The organism is Lysinibacillus sp. GW823-FHT06C08 (assembly GCF_058795135.1).
The window spans coordinates 134,831-149,529 of record NZ_JBXAHN010000006.1; the positions used below are offsets into that span (position 1 = coordinate 134,831).

18 protein-coding genes are annotated in these 14,699 nt (G+C 37.6%); 5 read left to right on the forward strand and 13 right to left on the reverse strand.

Features of this window, described 5'->3' with window-relative positions:
• Window positions 1-20: 20 nt before the first annotated feature.
• Window positions 21-1,091, reverse strand: coding sequence for a ribosome small subunit-dependent GTPase A (gene rsgA / locus AC1Q6O_RS15125; RefSeq protein WP_008175282.1), 1,071 nt, complete (start codon window positions 1,089-1,091; stop codon window positions 21-23).
• Window positions 1,092-1,488: 397 nt separating this feature from the next.
• On the opposite strand from rsgA, the gene AC1Q6O_RS15130 reads away from it, so the two are divergent.
• Together AC1Q6O_RS15130 and AC1Q6O_RS15135 are read left to right on the forward strand one after the other, a co-directional pair.
• On the forward strand, window positions 1,489-2,571 hold the full coding sequence (locus tag AC1Q6O_RS15130) for a type III polyketide synthase (protein WP_090002067.1): 1,083 nt from the start codon (window positions 1,489-1,491) through the stop codon (window positions 2,569-2,571).
• A gap of 1 nt (window position 2,572) precedes the next feature.
• Complete coding sequence (locus tag AC1Q6O_RS15135; protein ID WP_089985818.1) at window positions 2,573-3,115, forward strand: isoprenylcysteine carboxyl methyltransferase family protein; 543 nt, start codon at window positions 2,573-2,575, stop codon at window positions 3,113-3,115.
• An 18-nt stretch (window positions 3,116-3,133) separates the two neighbouring features.
• Here AC1Q6O_RS15135 and AC1Q6O_RS15140 read toward each other — a convergent pair whose 3' ends face one another.
• Window positions 3,134-4,327 (reverse strand): GTP-binding protein, encoded by a 1,194-nt coding sequence (locus AC1Q6O_RS15140; protein ID WP_170844099.1) that lies wholly within the window; start codon window positions 4,325-4,327, stop codon window positions 3,134-3,136.
• Between the two features lie 172 nt (window positions 4,328-4,499).
• Between AC1Q6O_RS15140 and rpmG the strand changes: the two genes are divergently transcribed.
• Complete coding sequence (gene rpmG, locus AC1Q6O_RS15145) at window positions 4,500-4,649, forward strand: 50S ribosomal protein L33 (protein WP_008175287.1); 150 nt, start codon at window positions 4,500-4,502, stop codon at window positions 4,647-4,649.
• 116 nt (window positions 4,650-4,765) lie between these two features.
• Here the strand turns inward: rpmG and AC1Q6O_RS15150 are convergent, their stop codons facing one another.
• The 4 genes from AC1Q6O_RS15150 to AC1Q6O_RS15165 all read right to left on the reverse strand — a co-directional run bounded on the left by AC1Q6O_RS15150 (window position 4,766) and on the right by AC1Q6O_RS15165 (window position 7,071).
• Window positions 4,766-5,485 (reverse strand): hypothetical protein, encoded by a 720-nt coding sequence (locus tag AC1Q6O_RS15150; RefSeq protein ID WP_089985820.1) that lies wholly within the window; start codon window positions 5,483-5,485, stop codon window positions 4,766-4,768.
• Between the two features lie 11 nt (window positions 5,486-5,496).
• A complete protein-coding gene (locus AC1Q6O_RS15155) occupies window positions 5,497-5,781 on the reverse strand; it encodes a hypothetical protein (RefSeq protein WP_089985821.1) in 285 nt (94 codons plus the stop codon).
• Entirely contained in the window at window positions 5,768-6,346 is a 579-nt protein-coding gene (locus AC1Q6O_RS15160; protein WP_089985822.1) for a hypothetical protein, read from the reverse strand. Before AC1Q6O_RS15160 ends, AC1Q6O_RS15155 begins: the two co-directional genes overlap by 14 nt.
• 86 nt (window positions 6,347-6,432) lie before the next feature.
• A complete protein-coding gene (locus AC1Q6O_RS15165; RefSeq protein ID WP_089985823.1) occupies window positions 6,433-7,071 on the reverse strand; it encodes a BMQ_0737 family morphogenetic spore coat protein in 639 nt (212 codons plus the stop codon).
• 232 nt (window positions 7,072-7,303) lie between these two features.
• On the opposite strand from AC1Q6O_RS15165, the gene AC1Q6O_RS15170 reads away from it, so the two are divergent.
• Window positions 7,304-8,488 carry a hypothetical protein gene (locus tag AC1Q6O_RS15170; protein ID WP_089985824.1) on the forward strand — a complete coding sequence of 395 codons (1,185 nt, stop codon included), beginning with the start codon at window positions 7,304-7,306 and terminating at the stop codon, window positions 8,486-8,488.
• A gap of 170 nt (window positions 8,489-8,658) precedes the next feature.
• On the forward strand, window positions 8,659-9,273 hold the full coding sequence (locus AC1Q6O_RS15175) for an exosporium glycoprotein BclB-related protein (RefSeq protein ID WP_089985825.1): 615 nt from the start codon (window positions 8,659-8,661) through the stop codon (window positions 9,271-9,273).
• 122 nt (window positions 9,274-9,395) lie between these two features.
• On the opposite strand, the gene AC1Q6O_RS15180 is transcribed toward AC1Q6O_RS15175, so the two are convergent.
• From AC1Q6O_RS15180 to AC1Q6O_RS15210, 7 genes are all read right to left on the reverse strand, one after another.
• Window positions 9,396-9,929, reverse strand: a complete 534-nt coding sequence (locus AC1Q6O_RS15180; RefSeq protein ID WP_090002069.1) for a YfiT family bacillithiol transferase — start codon at window positions 9,927-9,929, stop codon at window positions 9,396-9,398.
• 41 nt (window positions 9,930-9,970) lie between these two features.
• Entirely contained in the window at window positions 9,971-10,189 is a 219-nt protein-coding gene (locus AC1Q6O_RS15185) for a hypothetical protein (protein ID WP_090002071.1), read from the reverse strand.
• Window positions 10,155-10,283: a hypothetical protein gene (locus AC1Q6O_RS15190; RefSeq protein WP_258870082.1), complete on the reverse strand. Its 129-nt coding sequence runs from the start codon at window positions 10,281-10,283 to the stop codon at window positions 10,155-10,157. The genes AC1Q6O_RS15185 and AC1Q6O_RS15190 overlap by 35 nt, the downstream gene beginning before the upstream one ends.
• Before the next feature lie 142 nt (window positions 10,284-10,425).
• Window positions 10,426-11,994 (reverse strand): BCCT family transporter, encoded by a 1,569-nt coding sequence (locus AC1Q6O_RS15195; protein WP_090002072.1) that lies wholly within the window; start codon window positions 11,992-11,994, stop codon window positions 10,426-10,428.
• Window positions 11,995-12,122: 128 nt separating this feature from the next.
• Window positions 12,123-12,893 (reverse strand): alpha/beta hydrolase, encoded by a 771-nt coding sequence (locus tag AC1Q6O_RS15200; protein WP_089985828.1) that lies wholly within the window; start codon window positions 12,891-12,893, stop codon window positions 12,123-12,125.
• Window positions 12,890-13,672 carry an ABC transporter ATP-binding protein gene (locus AC1Q6O_RS15205; RefSeq protein WP_115648604.1) on the reverse strand — a complete coding sequence of 261 codons (783 nt, stop codon included), beginning with the start codon at window positions 13,670-13,672 and terminating at the stop codon, window positions 12,890-12,892. Before AC1Q6O_RS15205 ends, AC1Q6O_RS15200 begins: the two co-directional genes overlap by 4 nt.
• A gap of 29 nt (window positions 13,673-13,701) precedes the next feature.
• A complete protein-coding gene (locus AC1Q6O_RS15210; protein WP_089985914.1) occupies window positions 13,702-14,697 on the reverse strand; it encodes a FecCD family ABC transporter permease in 996 nt (331 codons plus the stop codon).
• Between the last annotated feature and the right edge of the window lie 2 nt (window positions 14,698-14,699).

Sequence of the window (14,699 nt, forward strand, 5' to 3'; positions counted from 1 at the left end):
ATGTGTTTGTGTGCTCCTCTTTATTTTTTTCCCTTTTTAACGCCTTTAGAAATTTGCTTCCATTTACGTTGCTCCTCGAGCTTTGCCTGCACATTTGTTTTGCGTTCCATATAAGCCAATTCTCTTTGTAGCTTAAAATAGCTTTGTAAACGATTTTGATCAAGTTCACCATCTGCAATAGCTTGCTGTACTGCACAATACGGCTCTTTTTGATGGGTACAATCACGATAACGGCAAGCTTTTGCTAATTCCTCAACATCTTGAAAGCTAGATGATAAACTATCACCTTGATTCCATAATTGTAGCTCACGCATTCCCGGCGTATCAATTAAACAGCCGCCAGAAGGTAACATCACTAACTCTCTGTGAGTCGTTGTATGACGTCCTTTAGCATCGTCTTCACGTATGTCTGATACCTTCATCAGCATTTCGCCACACAGAGCATTCGTTAATGTAGATTTCCCTGCACCAGAGGAGCCCAGTAATGCCCCAGTAACTCCTTCTGTAAATAAGGCCTGAATTTCCGTTAAGCCTTCTCCAGAAATGGCACTCGTTACGAAAACATCTACTCCAAATGCTACTGAATCAACTTCCTTCACTAAGCTTGATGCATCGTCGCATAAATCCGCCTTTGTTAGAACAATAATGGGCTTTGCACCTGAATCCCAGGCAGCTACTAAATATCGTTCCAAACGGCGAATATTAAAATCAGCATTCAAGCTCATGACAAGTAACACAATATCCACATTCGATGCAACAATCTGTTCCTGGATTTCCAGACCAGCAACTTTTCGAGAAAAGACTGATTTTCGTTGGAATAATTGATGAATAATTGCTCGTTCCTCACCAGGCATTTTCTCTACTAGCACCCAATCGCCCACTGCGGGATAGTCTTCACGAGCTAAAGATGTATAGGCATAATGGCCAGCTATGGTCGCAAGCCATTCCCCTTCCTGAGCTAACACTCGATAGGAATGCTTATGCTCTAAAGTAACCCTCGCAGGCACACAATTTTTAAACTTAGACTGTTTCTTCATTTCTAACATTTGCTCTTCAAAATATTTTGTAAAACCTAATGTTGTTAAATTCAAATTAATTTCCTCCTAAAGGTACGTTTCCATGACGCTTCTGTGCAGACTTCCGCCAGAAGCAATTATCTTGATTCAGAAAATTTGAACCACGATAAAAAAACCTTGTATCTGCGCAATTCGGCAGTTACAAGGTTTCACACGCACGTTTAAAGGATATACAAATACCTCGAGCTATGCACGACGTCGCTTTGTATATTTTAGGCGTGTGAAATGAAACAAACCGAATTGCAGTTCGCTAAAAATAGATTTATTCATCATGTCACATCACCTACTTTCCATTTAGTTGTTTCCAATATATATAAAATTTAGGGAATTGTCAAATAAAATATTATTAGCATGTATCTCCTTCCTTCACGCATAGAATGTACAAGACCAATAAATGCGAGGAGATGTTGAATTGCCTAAAATCATTTCTATTAGCACACATCAACCACCTTACACATTACAGCAATCAAATGCAGAGGAGCTTACAAAGGAGCTTTTCTATGAAAAAATCCCAAAACTAGAGCGCTATTTAAAGGTTTTCGATAATGGCGGAATTGAAACACGTCATTTTTGTGTACCACCTGAGTGGCATCGTACAAATCACTCCTTTGAGGAGCGTAATGGTTTATATATTGAACTAGCCACACAATACAGTGTAAGCGTCATTCAGGCATGCTTACAAAATGAAGCCTTCTTACATTCACCCATTTCTCCTAAAGAAATCGATGCCATCATATTTGTAAGCAGTACGGGGATCTCAACACCTAGCATTGACGCTCGTGTGATGAACAAGCTTCCTTTTTCCGATCAATTGAAACGTATTCCGCTATGGGGATTAGGCTGTGCAGGAGGAGCAGCAGGTGTTAGCAGAGCCTATGATTTTTGTAAAGCACACCCTAATGCAAAAGTGCTTGTTGTTTGTGTTGAACTATGTAGCCTCACTTTTCAGCCAAATGATTTTTCTAAAAGTAATTTAATCGGTGCTTCACTTTTTGCTGACGGTGCCGCCTGTATTCTCGTATGTGGCGATGAAATCATGATTGATACAAAAAAACCATCACCATCTATTTTGGCGGCAGGCTCTAAATGGATGCCTGATTCAGAAAATGTAATGGGATGGGACGTTAAAAATAATGGGCTTCATGTCATTTTCCAAAAAAGCATTCCGGCTATTATTACTAGTTGGCTTGGACCATATATTGAACAATTTTTACTGGAACAAGGAATTTACAGTGAACAGCTTACTCATTTTATTGCACATCCTGGAGGAAAAAAAGTATTAAAAGCCTATGAGGACACGCTTTATCTTTCTTCTCAAAAAACCGACATTTCTCGGGAAATATTACGTCAGCATGGTAATATGTCATCGCCAACCGTGTTATATGTGTTAGAACAATTTATGTTACATGAAGGACAAGTGGAGGATACAGGTTTACTCGTCGCTCTTGGCCCTGGTTTTTGTGCAGAAGCTGTATTACTAAACTGGAGGGAGTAGCATGATCTTCTATCTAATTGTAACGCTTGTCATTCTACAAAGATTGACAGAGGTTGTCATTGCTAAACGAAATGAGAAATGGATGATTGCTCAGGGAGCCTATGAGGTTGGTAACTCCCACTACCCTTATATGGTCACTATGCATATTAGTTTCTTCTTGTTTCTAATTGTTGAAGTAGTAACCAATCACAATGGTATATCGCCCTTATTCCCATTATTTTTTATTTTATTTGTAGCCGTTCAGGCATTGCGTATATGGTGTATCCGTTCTTTAGGAACGTTTTGGAATACAAAAATTCTCATTCTACCTCATGCACAAGTCGTGCGTAAAGGTCCCTATGAAATTATGCGCCATCCTAACTATGCTGTCGTTTGTTTGGAAATTCTCCTTCTACCTCTTATGTTTCAGGCATATTTCACGGCGTTTTGTTTTACACTATTAAATATTACAATGCTTTCTGTACGAATTCCGATAGAAGAAAAGGCATTACGAGATGCTACTAATTATAATCGTGTGTTTGAAAAGAAGATTTCGGAATCGTAGCCGAAATCTTCTTTCTTTTTATGAATGCCATTCCCAGTTAAACGGATCTTGTAGTCGTTCCCAAGGATTACGAAACTCTTCATCTGTTAATAAACAGCTGTCCAACTGTTTGATAATACGCTCTCTATCTAAGTCTATACCAATAAGAACAAGTTGGGTCATGCGATCTCCAAACTCGCTATCCCAATCTTCCAACACCTCCGGACTTTGTAGGAAGACATCTTCCTGCTGAGCTTTTGGTAGTGCCGCTACCCAATAAGAAACAGGTTCAATTTTTGCAGATGAACCAGCCTGTGATAGCAATAATGCTACGTCTTGATGCTTTGCACTCCAAACAATTCCCTTTGCTCGCACAATTGATGGTGGCATTTGGTCACACCACTCGACAAAGCGCATTGGATGGAATGGTTTTCTACTTGTATAGGTAAATGAAGATATGCCGTACTCCTCCGTCTCCGGCATATGGTTTTCATGACCAAGCTCTAATTCTTTTAACCAGCCAGCTGATTCTGAGACACGTTCGAAGTCAAAACGACCTGTATTTAAAATTTCAGCAGGATCAATTTCACCACTAACCGTTCGGATTATTTTTGCCTCGGGCTGTAATGCGCGTAGTATACGCTCTAACCGTTCTACTTCTTCTATTGAAACTAAGTCACACTTATTTAATACAAGGACATCACAAAATTCTATTTGATCAATAAGAAGGTCTGCAACATCCCTTCCATCTAACTCACCAATTGCTTCCTTACGCTCTAATAAACTCTCTCCCGATTGAAAATCATGCCAAAAGCGATGCGCATCTACAACTGTTACCATCGTATCCAATTGACAAAATCTCGTTAAATCTATGCCCAGCTCTTCATCTAAATAGCTAAATGTTTGTGCAACTGGAATCGGCTCACTAATACCTGTCGATTCAATCAATATATAATCAATATTGCCAAGCTTCGCAAGACGTTCCACCTCCTGTAATAAATCTTCTCGCAATGTACAACAAATACAGCCATTGGATAACTCCACAAATTTCTCTTCTGTTCGTGAGATCCCGCTGCCATTTGCAATAAGCTCAGCATCAATATTAATTTCACTCATATCATTCACAATAACAGCAACACGTAAATCCTTTTCGTTTTGCAATACATGATTCATCATCGTGGTCTTACCAGAACCTAAATATCCACTTAATACAGTTACAGGTATTTTCATTATTCTCTCTCCAACTCCTTAAATCGTAATCATTACTATTTACAATTTGTAATTAAAACATATATATTTTCAAAATGCAAAGCTTTTAATCACATGAAAAAATAAACTTGACAATTTACACCCTAAAATATATTGTTTAAATCGTAATAATTACTATTTACAAGGAGGCATATTTATGCGCGTACAAATAACACTAGCCTGCACGGAAACTGGTGATAAAAACTATATCACGACGAAAAATAAACGTACTAATCCAGAGAGATTGGAGCTTAAAAAGTATTCCCCTCGCTTAAAACGAGTTACTTTACATCGTGAAACAAAGTAACTTAGGCAGTAGTTAATTAATTTGAATGTTTTTTGGACCAAGCAACCTTGCCCTAAAAAATAACTGTTTCAAAAGAGGAAGGCTTACTCTCTTTTGAAACAGTATTTGTATACCATCTATTCTCTATTTATTTCGAATGCGAGCTCGTTCAATTTTTGATCGAGTTCATCAAGCATTCGTAATCGAAAATCAATCTGCTCGTCTATATTTATAGACTCATTCATTTTTACTCTACTATCATCAGATTGATTTTTATAGCCCTTTATCTCATTAGTAAGTTTTTCTATTTCTAGATTTTTCGTTTCTAATTCTTTTACTAATTGTTCATAAAGGCTATCCGTCTCTACTTTGTTTCTATATGATTGTTCTATCGTCTCTAAAATACGTTCCATTTGTCCACCTGTAACGATAGTAAAGTCATTTAATCTTTTATCTAACGCCTCCATCATTGACTTATAGTTTGTTTCTTCGATAGATACATCAATGTTTTCCTTTAATAACTTATTTTCTGCTCGCAGCTCGCTTAGTTCCTTTAATAAAGACTCTATCGAAGCAATTTGTTTTTTTCTTTGGAGCTCTCGCTTTTGTAACTCTTCATCATATGCTTCCAATTCCTTATCAAAATCTCTCTTCAACTTTAATAGTTCCATCGAAAGATCTTTTCTGAGCCTTGTTAATTGTATATTCTCCCGTTCAAGACGTAGCACTAATGCATAATAATCACTATCCCTAAGCCTTTTCACTTCATTTTTATATTTGGCTAATTCGGCCCTTAAAAAAATAATCATTTGTTGGAGCTGTAGAGGATCATTGTTTTTGACAATATCGTTGTCCATCCTTGCACCTCCTAGCCTGAAAAACTTTTTAGAATTTCAATGACTTCTTCAAACTGTGCTTTACTGTCTTCTAACATTTCATCCAGTTGTTTTAACCACTTTTTTTGTAGTTCTGGATGATCATGTTGTTCAAATTTTTCACTTTTTTCCCCAGAGACAAGATAAGCAATTAATTGTTGTAATGTATTTTTTTCAAGAAAGGCAAAACTATTATCTTGTACATTACGGCGGTTAAGCTGGTCCTTCAGCAATTGTTGGATTACGCTATTAAGTTCTTGTTTTTCATGATCCCCCATTGTTTTCCTCCTGTGTTGGACTAATGCCATTGAGATTAATTGGGTTTAACACAAGCACACCATCAGTTAGCTGATCACAATATGTAAAACCCATAATAGTGCCAGAATAAGATAAATTATGGGACCATTTAATTTGAAAATTGGTAAATGAAATCGTTTCATTTGGTTCGATGGTGGACTTCCCTATTGGTCTCAGCCAGTATTCCTCTTTGCTCGATTTGTCATTAAAACGCTCCCAATTACTTTGCCCCTGCGTCTTTAAAGTAGGTGTAAAATTTTCGTGGACATACCTTCCTGAGAAATAAAACGGAGAATCTTTCGGTAATTTAATGCATAAATATGGATTGGTGACGGGTGTATGCCCAATATTACGAATATGATAGGATCCTAAACATAGACTTTCTTGCTCAGAATCATAGGATATATTGAACGAGGATGTAAAATAACTAATAAGATTAACCTTATTTGGCACTGCTAGCTCTTCTACCAGCTTTTTAATTTCCTGTACATATGTGTTTGTCTGTTCTTTCACCGCTTGTATCTTGTCTTCTATCCGTGTTATCACTTAATGCCCCCTTACTATGGTTCATAAAAAAAAAGAGAGGATAACCCTCTCTTCATGATATGACTTTCCTCTATTTGTTAGCACTATTAACCAACAGTTGGGAAAATAACTGGGCATTGTTGTGGACGAACCGCAGTTGGACATGTGAATGGTAAATCTGCTCTTGGTTCGCAGAAAGTTGCTAAGAATTCCACAGTAACTGGGAATGTTGATTGAATGCTTTGGCAAACAGCAACAGTAATTGTTAACGCAGAAAACGTAATCGCACCTGCTGCAGGCGTTAGTGTACCAGTCGTACATACGAAGCAATCTAAATCTGTATATAGAATTTCTACATCTGTACCCTTAGGTGCACATAATGTCACTTGCTCACAGCGTGAAACAGGAATTTCAGCGCTTGTGAACATTGTTCCATTTGGTAATGTAACTATGATCGTAAGAATGAAATTCTTTTGAATATTTAAATGTTGAAGACAAACAGTTGATCCATCGATAGAGAATTGGCGATTCTCACGGTTTAGGATCACAATTGGATTTGTAGCTGCTGGAATTACACGACATGTAACAATAGCACCAGTTAAGTCAGTAGCTGGTGTTACGCCTGGGAATGTAATTGCTCCAGTTGGTGAAATATCAAATGACATTTCCTTTACAATCCAATCATATACCTTATCAACATTTATACAAATCAGTTCCTGCGCCTGGGATGGCATATGTTCTTGCATCCTTTTGACACCTCCATAAGTTTTTTATCTTTCGTTTGTAGCATATGTTTTTCAGCTATAAGTGCATGGGCTAATAAATAGTTACATTGGATATTTATAAAAATCAACGGCAAACATTTTTACTTACAGTGCTTTCTTTATAATAAGAACTAAAATGTTGAATGAACCGGTATATTTGTAACAGAAAGTCAATATTTTTAATAAACTAATAATGGAAAAGGGGTGAACTACAATGGAAGAGTCAAAATTGTATACCACTCAAGAAATTGAAAATTTAAGGCAAAAAATTGAAACCTATAGAGAATCGTTATCTTCATTAAAAATGGGATCGTCAATTGAAGATTTTCTTTATATGAAGCAGGAGTTTGATGGACTAAAAACGCAGATGGCACATTTAGAGGGGATTACAGAGACATTGGATACTAAACAAAATTCATATATAAAAGGGTATGATGATCAAATAAGGCTTCTGTCCATTCAGATTGAGTCTCTGAATCAAACCATGGAAGAAATGAATCAAGAAATTTTAGCTGTTTTAAACAAATTAGTAACTGTTGAAGGAAATGATACTACAACCATTTCTCCCTCCAATAAAATGCCTTCTCAAACTTCCGCTACTCACATACCTAGACAACCTAGAATGATACAGACAGCAGATAAAACTACGATAACATCAGCACAGCCATCTTATAGATTATTACAAAATTTGGCAGGAAAAGCCACAAACCACCAACAAAATGTAAATAATAATGGCGCTTCCTCTCCTCATAATGATCGACAGACAACTAAACCTGAAGAGCGGCATTTTAATCAGCAGTATTTTCAATCCATTAATACGCATCCAAGCCATATATACAATGGCTTATTCAGAAACACGACAGTTGAATCCACCTTCCATTTTAAAAATGCCACGGATGCAAAAGAAGTTCCAGTAAGTGTTTATGATCCATCTGCTGTACAGCTCACTTTAAGTGAAGAAGACATCGAGAAAGATCATTTACCATCAACTATTGTTCATGAATCGAGTACTGGAACCGAAAAAACAGATGATCCTATAGAGGTTGTGCATTCGAAAAATGAACGTAACAATCATGAGATTTCTGAAGTATCTACAGAATCGTTGGAACAGGTTCATTCGGGGATGCTTAGCGAGCCAGTTAGTCAAGACAATTCGGCAATAGCTAACGAGCCTCTAAACCAAGTTGTTTCAGAATCAGTAACAGAACCTGCTGACACACATCATTCTCCTTCATTAGAAACCGAAGAGTATGTTGAAGTGTATAATTCTGAAGAAGTCTATGAGGTTCATTCGTCCCTTGAAAAAGAGAATAAGCAACCTGATCCTGTAAACACACCAATTGAAGAAAATAAGAAGGGAAAAAACTCATTTTTCGATTTTTTTAAAAGGTGGAGTTAAATTTATCATTTTATAAAACATCCATTATGTATGTAAATATACATAGTGGATGTCTTTATGTTTCAAATAAAGCTGGCTTTAAGAAATCATTGAATTTATAGGTGAAGTAGATATTTGCCCTTAACCCCTAATCTGAAATGAATAGAATAATGAAGAAAGGGGGTGTAAAAATGTGTTTAAATAATTCTATGTGTGGTTGCTCAAAAAATGGCAATGGTGAATGTACTGCATTAGGACCTTTTGTAGCGATTGATGCGGCATGTATTACTACGCCTCAAGCAACTGGCTCAATCATTCCTTTCTCTTCTGGTGTCACACCTGTTGTTTTAGCATCATTAGTTACTGGATTAATTGCAACACCGAGTCTAATCGGATTTGGTACAGCAGTACCTGGTGTTACAATTTTAGGAAATACCATTGATTTATCTGGGGTTGTAACAGAGGCATTCTCAGTTCCTCGTCCAGGTAATATCACGGCTATTTCTGCATCATTCTCTGCAACAATAGCTATTGCTTTAATTGGAACAACAACCGTAACTGCAACAGTTTACCGCGCTCCTGCAGGTAGCACTGTGTTCACTGCAACAACAGCAACTGTCAACTTAGCTCCAGCATTTACTGGTGCCATAGCATTAGGCCAAACTTCATTCGCTTCTGCGAACGTAGCACCAGTTCCAGTCGTAACAGGAGACCGTTTATTAATGGTTTACTCTATTACAACTGCCGGTGTTGCTGTTGCACAAGTTCTAACAGGAACTGCAAGTGCAGGTATTACGATTGCTTAAGCCTCGATACAATCACCTAGAAAGTAATTTAAATATCCTTCATGTATGAAAAAATTGATAGCATTGTACTAAAAAATAATAGGCGATTTCTTTTTCAAGAAATCGCCTATTTCGCATTTTTACTATTTCGTCAAAGCATTCCGAATATGCGCCAAATGATGTTTGCCATGCCATGCATATAACCCAATTGCCTGTTCCAATGTTGTCAGACCTGAATCAGGATGATTAAACGCTCGTTGTAATTGTTCATCTGTTAAGCTTGTTAATAAGTAAACCCAACGTCCATGTAAACATTCGATTAGTTTAAGAGAAGTCGCTATTGGCATTTCTGAATCTGGTAGCAGTGCCCACTCAGCTTCATTGTATGGCTTAATAGTTGGCTCGTCCTCTGTTAAACCTAGCTTAAAGCGGATATAGCTGTTCATATGACTATCAGCAATATGATGGACTAGCTGTGTTACAGTCCAGCTATTTTCACGATAGGATTTTGCCAATTCCTGCTCACTTGCTCCACTTAATGCTTCTTCAAGCTGCTGTGGTAATAAACGAATATCTTCCAACCATTCTTTTACTTGCTGTGATGTCACTTCTGTTGGACATTGAAACTCCCCAATTGGATATCGTAAATCAAAATCGATCAAATTACTCTCCTCCATTTCTATATCCTCTTACTTTTCCAAAGTGTTTTAGGTCACTATTATTCCTGAATATCATAAATCAACGTATCAAAGTATTTACCATTTGTATACAGTAAAATTGCCCATTCTCCAGGACTAGGAATTTTTACGCTTGAAGGTCTATGAGCATCTGCTCCATTTGCGGGCCCGCCAAGGCCTATGCTCCATCCATCCACTAAAATTGGCTGAATAGTTTTAGTATCTCTATGGTAGCCTACTACTGTTAAAAGCCTGTTCACCAGCCTGCATACCCTGTTCAATGGATTCTACCGTTTCACTCAATGCACTAGATGGTGGTGGTGCCGCTGCATACTCTTGAAATGCCTGAATCATCACCTCATGTATAATGGGTGCATCTTTTATTTCTGCTAATACTAGCTCAGTTAACCTCCACGAATGATTTTTAATACACTTTAATGTATATAAACACAAAAAAAACTGTATTACTCATGAAAGAATAATACAGCTTATGACCTCATTTTTTTTCTTTAGCTTTTACTTCTTTCTCAAGATGCTTTTTGGCTATCTTCAATCGTTGAATGTCTTTTTTCTTCAGCGGAATAATCTCATCCTTCATCATTTTAATATAAGAAATCATTAACAACAGTAATATTACCGTAAATGGTAAAGCGGCAATTAACGACGCCGTTTGTAATGCATCTAGCCCACCCGTATACAATAAAACACCTGAAATAGAGGCCATTAATATACCCCAAACTAACTTCGACAGTACTGTAGGGTTTAAGGATCCCCTTGTCGTCATACTGGCCATAATGAAAGTAGCAGAATCGGCTGACGTAATTAAGAAGATAATAATGAGCAAAATCCCAATAAAAGAGGCTACTGTTGAAAGTGGCAAATGCTCTAACATTTGAAACAACGCCACTGTTACATCGTTATGAACGGTTTGTGCAATTTGAGCTTCTTGATGCAAATCGAACCACAAGGCAGTACCTCCAAAAACAGCAATCCAAAAACAAGCAATAAGAGGAGGAATGATTAATACGCCAACAATGAATTCTCGAATGGTCCTACCTTTTGATACACGAGCAATAAAAGAACCAACAAAGGGTGACCAAGCTATCGCCCACGCCCAATAAAAGATAGTCCAATCCTTTACCCACGTCCCCCCGACATACGGTTGCATCCTTAAACTATATTGAATAAAGTTTGAAATATAATCGCCTATTGCTAGTGTAAAGGTTTCCATTATAAATACCGTCGGACCTGTTATAAAAACAAATAGCAGTAACACAATCGCTAGCATCATATTGACATTACTTAAGATTTTCATTCCCTTTTGAAGGCCTGTAGTGGCAGATAACATATAGCCAATAAACATGATAAGAATAATGACTACTTGGAAGAGAAATGTATTAGGTAAACCAAAGACAAAGCTTAAACCTCCATTTGTTTGGAGCACGCCCAAGCCAATAGAAGTAGCTACCCCCATAACTGTTGCAATAACCGCTAAAATATCAATCGTGCCCTTCACGACTCGATTTTTCCCCGTTACAGGCTCTAAGGCGGTTGAGATGAGCATATTTCTTTTTTTGTTAAATTGCACATACGCCATAACGAGCCCCAATATGGCATAAACTGACCATTGGCTGATTCCCCAATGAAAGAATGAATAGCCCATTGCCAGTCGGGCTGAATCTGTCGTAAGAGGTTTTGTGTCACTAAAAGGTGGTGAAAAATAATGACTCATTGGTTCAGCTACTCCCCAAAAGACTAGTCCAACCCCAAGTCCTGCAGAAAAGAGCATAGAAATCCATGTGAGAAAGCTAAATTCTGGGCGACCCTCTTCTGCTCCTAATCGAATAGTGCCATATTTACTAATCGCCAAGCCAAATAGAAAAACCACGATTATAAAGACCGCCATTAAGTAAAACCAACCAAAAAAATCCGTCGTCATATGAAAGACACTGTTCGCTACATTCTTAAACTTTTCCGGTATTATTGCCCCAATAATTACTAAAAGTAAAATGGCTCCACTAGAAATAATAAATACTGGGTTGATTAAATTTTTATTTTTTTGCATACAGCGCCTCCATTAATCCCAGACGTTTTACCAAATTTCCTTTATTATGAGTTTCCTTCAAGTATTTTATAAATCAAAACTTCCTGAAAATAAAAAACCGCATTACCCATAGATAATGCGGCTATTATTTATTCATTTTTAAAAGCAAAACGTATGGCTCTACTCATAACAGTAGGCACAACAGATGCATGATTTTCGTTTAAAGCTTCATAAAAATCAACCTTCATTATTTTTTCAAGCATTGTTGCCATTTGTCGTGCATCATCCACCATAAAGGTTTCCAGTTCACCAGCACTAATAAACAATGTTTCCTTCATAGCCTGATGCTCATTTAAAAATACTGAGGCACATGGGACTAATTCATGCTCATTCCACCAGATGGAGGGACTGATAGCCAGGTAATGTTGAAAGCTTGTTTGATGGTGAAATAATTGCCAAAGCGTAAAATAACCCGCTAACGAGTGACCAAATATCGATTGCTGTGCTTTATTTACTGGATAGTTAGCTTCAATCATTGGCTTTAGTTCTTCTTCTAGGAATCGACTAAAGTTTACTGCCCCACCAAGCTTTTCATGCCCTTTACCTTTAAATCTTGCGGGATAAATATACGTCTCTGCTGGTGCCGTAAAATCATAAAATCGTCGTTCACGTATATCTTCACCATGCCCAATACCAACTACAATGGATGGTAAAATACCTGTTTTTGGCGCATTACGACTTTGCAATCGGACTGCTTCTTTAACTAGAGGAAAATAAGAAGAACCATCCAATACATAGATGACAGGAAAACCTTCTGTTGGAGCTTCCTCATTGGGTATATATACGTTAATCCCATACGTATAGTCTGCCAATTTTGAAGTCATTTGCTGTGTTGAGTAATCTATTTCTGTTCGATTCATTTGTTTTCCTCCTTTAAAACGTCATAACCATAGCATACAGGTGTATTCGTTGCCGGATCTTCCATAATACGTGCATCAATGTTAAAGACTTGACGCATCACTTCTGCGCTCAAAATTTCCTGTGGTGTTCCGGTTTGCATGATAACACCCTTTCGCATGGCGATAAGATGATCTGAATACCTAGCGGCATGATTAATATCATGAAGAACCATGACGATTGTACATTGATGCTGTTCATTTAAATTTTTCACGATATCAAGTACTTCCAACTGGTGGGCCATATCTAAATAAGTAGTCGGCTCATCAAGCAACAATATACTTGTTTCCTGTGCCAATGCCATAGCGAGCCATACACGCTGACGCTGTCCTCCAGAAAGCTGTGCTAGCTCTCGATTTCGATATTCCATTGTATTTGTGACCGTTAACGCCCACTCAATCATTTTTTCATCCTGATTTGTTAAACGATTGACATTGTTGCGATGTGGATATCGCCCATAAGCAATTAACTCCTCGACTTTTAATTGCCCCGGTGCGATGGGTGTCTGTGATAATATTGCTAGCTTCTGTGCAATATCCTTTGTCGATAAATTTTGCATATTTTGCTCCTGCAAGTATACCGTGCCCTGTTGCTTTTTTAAAATTCGTCCTATCGTTTTGAGGAGCGTTGATTTACCACAGCCATTCGGTCCGATAATCGTTGTGACCTTGCCCTCTTCAATCGTTAAATTTAATCCTTCAAACACTCGAACCTGCTCATAACCCGAAGCCAAATTTTCCATTCTAAATGCAGTTTGCACACCGTTTCCTCCTATGCCTTAGATTTTACAAGTAAATACAAGAAATATGGAATTCCTATAATCGACACTACTATTCCAACAGCCAGCTCTGACGGTGCGAATACTGTTTTGCCGATAAAATCAGCTAGGATTAACAAGCCTGCACCAATCAATGCACTTACTGGCATGACATAACGGTGCTGAATACCAACAAGCTGCTTAGCAATATGTGGCGCCATTAAGCCAATAAAACCAATACTTCCTGATACGGATACGCAGGCACTAACTAGTCCCACACTGGCTAATAACAGCTTCATTTTCTCTTTTTCAACAGCAATGCCTAAACTTGTGATGCTATCCTCTTCCAGCTGAAAATAATCAAGTAAATACGATTTTCTATGCACATAAATTCCTAAAATTAAAAGCCAAGGTAACATAGTAAGAGCAAAAATCCAATTCGCATTGTAAATGGAACCTGCCATCCAAATGGCTGCAGATTCAAAATCCTGCGCACTCATTTTTAAAGATAGGAACAATGATAAAGCGCCAAATCCACTGTTAATGGCAATTCCAGTTAATATTAATCGCTGCATATCGAGATGACCGTTTTTTAAAGCAAATGTAAAAATCAATATAGCCGCAATTGTTCCACCGATAAAACCGAACAATGGCATCATTAAAATGGATAGCCAGCTATTCATATCTGCGCTCACTAATTTTAATTGAAAGAAAAACATAAAAATTACGACCGCGGCACCAGCTCCTGCATTAATTCCTAATATCCCTGGATCTGCGAGCCCATTGCGCGTAATACCTTGTAAAACAACCCCAGCCATTCCTAAACCAATACCAACGAGACCAGCTATGACAATTCGTGGTAAGCGGAATTCAAAAATAACAAGATCAAATTTTGGATTAGATTCAATACGCAATAATGTTTTTATGACATCCATCACTGACATATCAAAAACACCATTTGTAATATGTAGATAACTTGCAACTAAAATCAAAAGTAAAAGCATCGACATAG

Bases quoted from the DNA above. Each gene is read 5' to 3' on its own strand.
- AC1Q6O_RS15175 (WP_089985825.1), top strand. From the start codon at position 8,659: ATGTGTTTAAATAATTCTATGTGTGGTTGCTCAAAAAATGGCAATGGT.
- AC1Q6O_RS15195 (WP_090002072.1), bottom strand. From the start codon at position 11,994: ATGCAAAAAAATAAAAATTTAATCAACCCAGTATTTATTATTTCTAGT.
- AC1Q6O_RS15190 (WP_258870082.1), bottom strand. From the start codon at position 10,283: ATGATTCAGGCATTTCAAGAGTATGCAGCGGCACCACCACCATCTAGT.
- AC1Q6O_RS15135 (WP_089985818.1), top strand. From the start codon at position 2,573: ATGATCTTCTATCTAATTGTAACGCTTGTCATTCTACAAAGATTGACA.
- AC1Q6O_RS15180 (WP_090002069.1), bottom strand. From the start codon at position 9,929: ATGGAGGAGAGTAATTTGATCGATTTTGATTTACGATATCCAATTGGG.
- AC1Q6O_RS15200 (WP_089985828.1), bottom strand. From the start codon at position 12,893: ATGAATCGAACAGAAATAGATTACTCAACACAGCAAATGACTTCAAAA.
- AC1Q6O_RS15150 (WP_089985820.1), bottom strand. From the start codon at position 5,485: ATGGACAACGATATTGTCAAAAACAATGATCCTCTACAGCTCCAACAA.
- AC1Q6O_RS15170 (WP_089985824.1), top strand. From the start codon at position 7,304: ATGGAAGAGTCAAAATTGTATACCACTCAAGAAATTGAAAATTTAAGG.
- AC1Q6O_RS15210 (WP_089985914.1), bottom strand. From the start codon at position 14,697: ATGTCGATGCTTTTACTTTTGATTTTAGTTGCAAGTTATCTACATATT.
- rpmG (WP_008175287.1), top strand. From the start codon at position 4,500: ATGCGCGTACAAATAACACTAGCCTGCACGGAAACTGGTGATAAAAAC.
- AC1Q6O_RS15165 (WP_089985823.1), bottom strand. From the start codon at position 7,071: ATGCAAGAACATATGCCATCCCAGGCGCAGGAACTGATTTGTATAAAT.
- AC1Q6O_RS15205 (WP_115648604.1), bottom strand. From the start codon at position 13,672: ATGGAAAATTTGGCTTCGGGTTATGAGCAGGTTCGAGTGTTTGAAGGA.
- AC1Q6O_RS15155 (WP_089985821.1), bottom strand. From the start codon at position 5,781: ATGGGGGATCATGAAAAACAAGAACTTAATAGCGTAATCCAACAATTG.